This is a genomic window from Rufibacter ruber (assembly GCF_001647275.1).
Classification (GTDB): Bacteria; Bacteroidota; Bacteroidia; order Cytophagales; family Hymenobacteraceae; genus Nibribacter; species Nibribacter ruber_C.
The window spans coordinates 1-3,322 of sequence record NZ_LRMM01000140.1 but is presented as its reverse complement, the minus strand read 5'-3'; the positions used below and the strand labels follow the sequence as shown (position 1 = coordinate 3,322).

The following is a 3,322-nucleotide window of genomic DNA, read 5'->3' as shown; positions in this document are numbered from 1 at the left end:
GTCAAATACTCTTACGATAGAAATGGATTGCTGACAAAAACTGAGGGTTATTCTGTAGAGCAATTTGAGTATGAGTACTACTGAAAAATACGTTGCATAACACTGTATAAAAATCATGCTACGGCCGACGGCCTAGCACGTTTTTTATACTAGTTCGTTGGGCTGCATATTAAGTAGAAAATGTTCTTTGGAAAGAAAGAGAAAAAACCTGTATTTGACTTTGAAGGATTCGGCATACTAGGATTAAATTCCGACAAAAGCGGGAATGAATGGTTTGGGGACGTTCAGAATGTTTGTAAAAATCATACTGTAGAACTATCGATTGAAGTAGAGGGTAATTCTCCGCCCTCGAGTTATCAGGTAGAGTTTTTAAAGCGATTATTTGTAAATATTGAAAGCACAGAGCAAGCTATTTATAAATACATCCACGATTGCTTTGAAGGAACTAAGTGGCAAAAAACAGAAGAGGACTTGAAAAAGATGTATTATCTCTCGGCTATAACGCTCAAAAGAGACAATGCTGACATTTGGGTTATTCTTGAGCCACAGATTGACGTCCCTACGATTTTCAACTTTCTACCACGGCTCACTTTGAGAAACAATGAAATAGTGTGGAGCAACCTAAAATAAATACGTAGCCCAACAAGGTGTAAACGGCAGCGGCGGCCGACGGCCTCCGCCGCCGCTTACACTAAACGTTAGACAGCATTTATAATAAATCATCAATGAAGAAACTCATAATCTTAGCCACTTTCTCAACATTTCTAAATTCATGCGCTAAACCTGAAGCAGCTCACAATGAAGCTCCTTTATCAATAAGTGGTGCGGATTCTTTGGCAAGCAAATCTCCTTTGATGAAAGCGTCCTTACCAGAGGAAGAAGAATCATCGGACAATTCCCAAAAACAAGAAAAAAGGGATAAACAGGTTAGTACCGCCGCTGAACTGCAAGGAAAATGGGTTCATGAAAGTGATAGTCTAGCCTATTTAAATATAACTGGCTCAAGCTGGGTTTCAGGATATGAAGGTGAAGAAGAGACACAGGACGATAAATACACATATACTCTCACCGATAAACTTCCTCAATTTGTTGAACCAAAGGTGAAAGCAGAGTTTATAGTTTTGTCTAATAAGAATGACACCATGTACTATGAACTAAATGGTGTCTCAAAGGAAACGCTAAGCCTCACATATTATCCAATGATGAAACTTCATGTCTATAAAAGAAAGAAATAAAAACGCTGTCTAACAACACCTAAACGCCAGCATCGGCCGACGGCCTCCGCCGCCGTTTAGCTTAGTACGTTGGCGGTCAGATTAAAAAATAATAAAAATGGCACACAATATAGGAGAAGAAATTACTGGACAGTATTTAAAGATTTGTAGAAACTGTGATTTCGTCGAATACAATCTTTATACAACGGAAGTTCAAGGTGAGATTGACGTAGTTGGAATAGATATGAAAAACAAAAAAGTATTCATATGTGAAGTGGCTGTGCATTTGGGCGGACTACAGTACACCAAGAATGGACAACCCGATAATTACGATAGATTCATGAAGAAATTTGAGAAAGATATAGTTTATGCAAACAATCGTTTTGACGATAGCTATGAGAAAATATATATGCTATGGTCACCAGTAGTTAGAAATTCAAAAGAAGGTTCAAAGCATAACCAAGTTAAAGATGTACAACGTGTAAAAGAGGACTTAAAAAATAGACATAATATTGATTTGCAATTAATTATTAATAAATCCTTTCTGGATTGCTTGGATGAATTGAGAGAATATGCTGGCCGACAAACTGAGGAGCTAAAAAGTCCCATTTTGAGATTTATGCAAATTGAATACAGATTGGGCATTCATGTGACTAAAGAACTTGTAAAAAATAGACAAGTACAATCTTTAAATTAAAGAGCGTAAAAAAATCCGTCCGCCAACATTGTGTAAAAGTCATGCCACGGCCGACGGCCTTGCACGTCTTTTACACGAGACCGTTGGGCAAAATAGAAAATATATAAAATGGGAATATTCGACATCTTCAAAAAACCTTTAACAATTCAAGACGACTTTTTCGGGAATCTAAGGTTTAGGAAAATGAATGCAGAAGGGAAAAGCTACTTTGAGGGCAAAGGACTTTTCAAACCGACTGGAAAGGAAATTGAGTTTTTTATCACCGCGAACGAAGACGGGCCCGACCAAAAGCAAAAAGAATTTTATAATTGGATACAGGAAAACTATAGCGACTTGGTAATAAAGTTTAAGCCGCTAATCGAAGATGAGTTCAGGAATTGGAAAGAAGACTTCACTATAAAAAACTTCGACAGCGAATTTCACTTGGTTGCCTTAACAATTCCCAACCAGGAAAGGAAACCTTTTAATTGGGATTTGTCATTCGACACGGAACATGATGAGAACCACCAATTCACGGTAGAATTCAGCGAATTTGAACCTCAAGCAGTTTCAATAAACGGTTAAAAAACTACTTTGCCCAACATTGTGTAAAAGTCATGCTACGGCCGACGGCCTAGCCCGTCTCATGCACGAGACCGTTAGGCGGCATTTAATAAATCTCTCCTCTGGGTAAAATAATTTGATAAATATTACTTACTTTTGACGTTACTACCGTAAAACAAAAGTATGATCACATCTTTCGGCTCGAAAGAGACAGAAAAGATTTGGAACGGGGAAAGAGTCAGCAAACTTCCAATGGAGATTCAGACTATTGGTAGGCGGAAACTGAGAATGCTGAATAACTCCCAGAATATCGCTGACTTGCGTGTTCCTCCCTCCAACCGACTGGAAAAGCTGTCAGGGAATTTAAAGGACTTCTACAGCATCCGGATTAATGACCAATGGAGAATCATTTTCCAATGGGACAACGGACAAGCCTCAAAAGTAGAAATTATCGACTATCACTAAAAGAGAATGGAAAAGTTACCCAATATTCACCCAGGAGAGGTATTGCAAGAAGAGTTTCTCTCCCCCCTAAACATCACCGCTTACCGACTTGCCAAAGACATCAACATTCCCCAAACCAGAATATCCGAAATATTAAAGGGGAACAGGAGAATCACGGCAGACACCGCGCTCAGGCTGAGTTACTACTTTGGCAACTCCCCCAAGTTTTGGCTCGGCCTCCAGGATGATTACGACTTGGAAGAAGAGAAAACCAACAAACAGGAAGAACTGGAAAGTATAAGAAGATTTGAGAAAAACGCCGCCTAACAATGGTAGCTGTTGCACAACTCAGCGTTAAACAGTGCCCTGTTTCAATCCCTCTTCACTTTTCTCAAGTTGATTTCAATTCCTGCCGCCAAAAAGA

6 protein-coding genes are annotated in these 3,322 nt (G+C 39.1%); all 6 read left to right on the top strand.

The annotated features are described in order from the left end of the window. The first annotated feature begins 180 nt into the window (after positions 1-180). The 6 genes from A8O25_RS22150 to A8O25_RS22125 all read left to right on the top strand — a co-directional run bounded on the left by A8O25_RS22150 (position 181) and on the right by A8O25_RS22125 (position 3,225). Positions 181-630, top strand: a complete 450-nt coding sequence (locus A8O25_RS22150) for a hypothetical protein (RefSeq protein ID WP_066839823.1) — start codon at positions 181-183, stop codon at positions 628-630. 95 nt (positions 631-725) lie between these two features. After that, the gene (locus A8O25_RS22145; RefSeq protein ID WP_066839821.1) at positions 726-1,235 is read left to right on the top strand and encodes a hypothetical protein; all 510 of its coding nucleotides are present in this window, start codon (positions 726-728) and stop codon (positions 1,233-1,235) included. A gap of 97 nt (positions 1,236-1,332) precedes the next feature. Next, positions 1,333-1,911 carry a hypothetical protein gene (locus A8O25_RS22140; RefSeq protein WP_066839819.1) on the top strand — a complete coding sequence of 193 codons (579 nt, stop codon included), beginning with the start codon at positions 1,333-1,335 and terminating at the stop codon, positions 1,909-1,911. A 108-nt stretch (positions 1,912-2,019) separates the two neighbouring features. Further along, on the top strand, positions 2,020-2,475 hold the full coding sequence (locus A8O25_RS22135) for a hypothetical protein (RefSeq protein ID WP_066839813.1): 456 nt from the start codon (positions 2,020-2,022) through the stop codon (positions 2,473-2,475). 162 nt (positions 2,476-2,637) lie between these two features. Then, complete coding sequence (locus A8O25_RS22130) at positions 2,638-2,919, top strand: type II toxin-antitoxin system RelE/ParE family toxin (RefSeq protein WP_066839811.1); 282 nt, start codon at positions 2,638-2,640, stop codon at positions 2,917-2,919. Between the two features lie 6 nt (positions 2,920-2,925). Then, on the top strand, positions 2,926-3,225 hold the full coding sequence (locus A8O25_RS22125) for a HigA family addiction module antitoxin (RefSeq protein ID WP_066839809.1): 300 nt from the start codon (positions 2,926-2,928) through the stop codon (positions 3,223-3,225). Positions 3,226-3,322 lie beyond the last annotated feature (97 nt).

Excerpts from the sequence above, each read along its gene's own strand:
- A8O25_RS22125 (WP_066839809.1), top strand. The coding sequence starts at position 2,926 with ATGGAAAAGTTACCCAATATTCACCCAGGAGAGGTATTGCAAGAAGAG.
- A8O25_RS22140 (WP_066839819.1), top strand. The coding sequence starts at position 1,333 with ATGGCACACAATATAGGAGAAGAAATTACTGGACAGTATTTAAAGATT.
- A8O25_RS22130 (WP_066839811.1), top strand. The coding sequence starts at position 2,638 with ATGATCACATCTTTCGGCTCGAAAGAGACAGAAAAGATTTGGAACGGG.
- A8O25_RS22145 (WP_066839821.1), top strand. The coding sequence starts at position 726 with ATGAAGAAACTCATAATCTTAGCCACTTTCTCAACATTTCTAAATTCA.
- A8O25_RS22150 (WP_066839823.1), top strand. The coding sequence starts at position 181 with ATGTTCTTTGGAAAGAAAGAGAAAAAACCTGTATTTGACTTTGAAGGA.
- A8O25_RS22135 (WP_066839813.1), top strand. The coding sequence starts at position 2,020 with ATGGGAATATTCGACATCTTCAAAAAACCTTTAACAATTCAAGACGAC.